4 protein-coding genes are annotated in these 3320 nt (G+C 36.6%); 1 reads left to right on the top strand and 3 read right to left on the bottom strand.

Going from position 1 to position 3320, the window contains the following annotated elements; translation table 11 throughout:
• Positions 1–44: 44 nt before the first annotated feature.
• The gene (locus H6A13_RS12710) at positions 45–209 is read right to left on the bottom strand and encodes a hypothetical protein (protein WP_204909911.1); all 165 of its coding nucleotides are present in this window, start codon (positions 207–209) and stop codon (positions 45–47) included.
• 419 nt (positions 210–628) lie between these two features.
• Here H6A13_RS12710 and H6A13_RS12705 point away from each other — a divergent pair, with 419 nt between their 5' ends.
• Entirely contained in the window at positions 629–1204 is a 576-nt protein-coding gene (locus tag H6A13_RS12705; protein WP_204909910.1) for a helix-turn-helix domain-containing protein, read from the top strand.
• A 149-nt stretch (positions 1205–1353) separates the two neighbouring features.
• Here H6A13_RS12705 and H6A13_RS12700 read toward each other — a convergent pair whose 3' ends face one another.
• Positions 1354–2820: an RNA-binding domain-containing protein gene (locus H6A13_RS12700; RefSeq protein ID WP_204909909.1), complete on the bottom strand. Its 1467-nt coding sequence runs from the start codon at positions 2818–2820 to the stop codon at positions 1354–1356.
• 15 nt (positions 2821–2835) lie between these two features.
• A partial coding sequence (locus tag H6A13_RS12695; protein WP_204909908.1) for a hypothetical protein occupies positions 2836–3320 on the bottom strand: 485 nt, incomplete at its 5' end.

Genomic DNA, 3320 nt, shown 5'->3' with positions numbered 1-3320 from the left:
TTGCATTACTGTGTCTTCCATTGTCTTTCTCAACTTTCTACTTTTTATGCGATTGCCTTCCTTGGATCATTGCTGCGTTCCCCTGCAATCAGATAACTGTCCATCAGCTTCCGTCTGATTCTTTCATATTCTTTTTCTGTCAGAAGTTCCAAACGGAATAACTTTGCAAGCAAAGCTATTTTCTTTACATACTCCAGTTCTTTCCTCATTTCTTCTCCCCCCTTTCCTCATGATTTTTCGGCATCACTCCCTTCGATTAAAAATCTTGCACTTGTTTTGGCTTCCATTTGTACTATCTGCTGCCAGTGTTACAACTGACCTCTATCAGATCTGAATCTGAAAACTGGCAGCTTCCTCTAAGGCATACCAGCCGTTGCCGGAGTATCTTCAACGCTCGCCTGAATATAAAATACTACAGGGTCGTGGCATCTGTGTTGGCAGATCATACAGCTCATTTCATTTTCAAAGTCCAAACATTCGCTTTTATGCGAATCACATTATACTGTCATTATATTTCGCTTTTCTGTTAATGTCAAGCTTGTTATTCGCTTTTTAGCGAATGTTTCTGTTTACAAAACCGCATTATGAGGTTAAAATATTAATATCAATAAGAAAGCAGGGATCTGATATGACGATTGGAGATAAAATAAAAAAAATCCGGACATTCCGGAAAATGACACAGGCTGAACTTGGTGCAGCCCTTGGGTGGGGTGAAAAAGGGGCGAATCGTCTTGCCCAATACGAAACCAATTACCGGGTTCCCAAAAAAGAACTGGTAACAGAAATGGCTAAAATCCTGGATGTAAATCCATGGACACTATATGATGCTACAACAATGGATGCTACTGAATTCATGGAGCTTCTGTTCTGGATAGACGAATTCAATCCGTCTGCAATCAACTTATTCCAACTGGAAACTTATCCCGGAGAAAAATGCAATTCTTCCGAAGATACCGCTGTCCGTTATCACGATAACGATAGCTGGCCTGCACATCCACCTGTGGGATTATGGATTAATTATGGGCTTGTTAATGATTTTATGAAAGAATGGGTAATACGGAAAGAAGAACTCAAATCCGGTAAAATTACAAAAGACGAGTATTTTGAATGGAAAATCAACTGGCCGCAGACCTGTGATGACTGTGGGAAACATGAACCGATGAAGCAGTGGAGAAAATTTTCTGCAGAAGTTAGCGAAACTTAGCAGAACTTAAAATTTATTATGTATTTTACAATTATGGTGTTAAAAAGCACTGAAACTCCTAAAATAATGGCTTTTCAGTGCTTTTTTGTATCATTTTTTCAAAATCACTACACACACAAATACTCAAACAAAACTTAGCGGAAGTTAGATTATGCCCAATAAGGAATATATTTTTTGTATCTAGGTGCTGTATCAGGATCCATTACCTTAATATAACCACCATCAACAGCATTAGCAATAATTCTTGAAGCTTTTGACTTTTCTTTTTCTCCTAATCCAAAAATCTTACGTATATCAGCATTTGAAATCCCTTCAAAATTGACATATGCCAAACATGCCTGCATATAGCATGTCCTCATACGATCTTCCTTTGAAGTTAACTCAAAGGGCACCTTTGCAAACAATACTGCTTTTGTAAATTGATTATTCTGATTTTCAATTCTGGGAGCAAGCAACTCATTTTTACCTGTAGACTCAACTATCTTATCGTAGCCACTACCACGTTCTTCGCATATACCACATTTATGCATAAATCCAGCAATATTTTCATTTCGGGATATAGGAACAGAATCTACAATTCGTTCAATTGCTACCAAAGGCGCTCCGGCATTCGAAAACTCAATTCTATTCTTAAATACTTCAACCATAGGATTTGTGCCTCGTTGTTGGAGATCCTGATGAATCATTGCATTAGCTAGCATTTCACGAATCGCAATCTCTGGAAAACTGACAACGGATTTTCTGGTAGCTTCTACTATCACCTCTTCCTGTGGAATAATTGTCATAATGTATTGGACTATTTCTTCATGTGAAAATGCATAACCGGTACAAAATTCCTTTTCCCTAATTGCATCCAGCCTGGAATTTTCTTTGTACCAAATAACTCGAACAGATCTTCTATGCAAAGATTCGAATTTCTTCAAATCTTTTGCAATCATCAAAGCACCCATATTAGTAATATCCCATGTCCCGGCATCGTTTCTTTTTATAAATTTTTCATGCTGTAAGTCTTCCAATACTTTATCCCTGTTTCTTGGAATTGGCATTTCGAGTTTATCATAATACCTAGAATAATCCAGTAATGATATCATCTCATCCTCATCTAAACTTCCCATTGCAATTCTTAATTCATATGGTGTGCAATCAAAAGTCCTCCATAATTCCCGTTCTTTATCAGGATATTCTTTCAAATTCTTCTTATTTGTTCCAATTCGTATATATTCTACTCCTGAAAATTGAACCGGTTGTTTCTCAGCACATGGAATCTCCAATATAACAACTATTCCTTCATCCATAGGAACCTCAAAAAAGCGAAAGTTAATCCTTGGCGAAAGCATTCTGGAAAGCCACGCTTCTAATTCCTCATTTCCTTTTTTCATTTTTCGATACTGAAATTCAGTTCCCACAATTTTATGTGTCTCATCATCTATGCCCCAAATCAAATACGCTTTTGGCCGTTCGCATAGTGCAGCCGAATTGCTGAGGGCAGAAATATATTCACCAATCATTTGTGGTTGTTTATTATTGCATTTAAACTCTATCCACTCCGTCTCATCCGGTAGCTTTGCAAGTTCCCGTACAAGACTTTGCAGGTATTCAATTGACCGTGTTGCCATAAATCATTTCCTTTCTCATTTTACCATTTCCAGCTTCCATCCAAATTTTTCTAATTCTCTCCGATCTTGAACAGATACATTTTTACTGGGTATCGCTAAGCAAAGCAACCCTTTTGCACGTGTCATCGCTACGTAATGACATTTGAGCCTTTTTGTATTTCTCACCCCTAATTTTTTTGATTTCCCCGATAGCCATGGTAATATAGATGTAAGATTATATTCATAATATTTTGTTTCTACAACCAAAGTTGCTAAATGTGTTCTTCCCTTTGACGAATGTATACTTCCAAATTTTAAACTTATTTTATCACCCGAAGTATTTTCATATTCTTTTGTATTTACTAAGCTGTTGTTATTCTCATATTCTTCTGTTTTCTCACTGCCATTCCATTGCAGGAATTCATCATTTCTCGCTTCAATTTTTTTAATATATTCTGATAAAAGCTCTAAAATTTTAGTAATAATAATTTCCCATTCATTTTGGGTTTTCCAGTCTATAT

Source organism: Mordavella massiliensis (assembly GCF_016902415.1).
Classification (GTDB): domain Bacteria; phylum Bacillota; class Clostridia; order Lachnospirales; family Lachnospiraceae; genus Merdimonas; species Merdimonas faecigallinarum.
This window is presented reverse-complemented; position numbering and strand designations above follow the sequence as displayed.

Excerpts from the sequence above, each read along its gene's own strand:
- H6A13_RS12710 (WP_204909911.1), bottom strand. The coding sequence starts at position 209 with ATGAGGAAAGAACTGGAGTATGTAAAGAAAATAGCTTTGCTTGCAAAG.
- H6A13_RS12705 (WP_204909910.1), top strand. The coding sequence starts at position 629 with ATGACGATTGGAGATAAAATAAAAAAAATCCGGACATTCCGGAAAATG.
- H6A13_RS12700 (WP_204909909.1), bottom strand. The coding sequence starts at position 2,820 with ATGGCAACACGGTCAATTGAATACCTGCAAAGTCTTGTACGGGAACTT.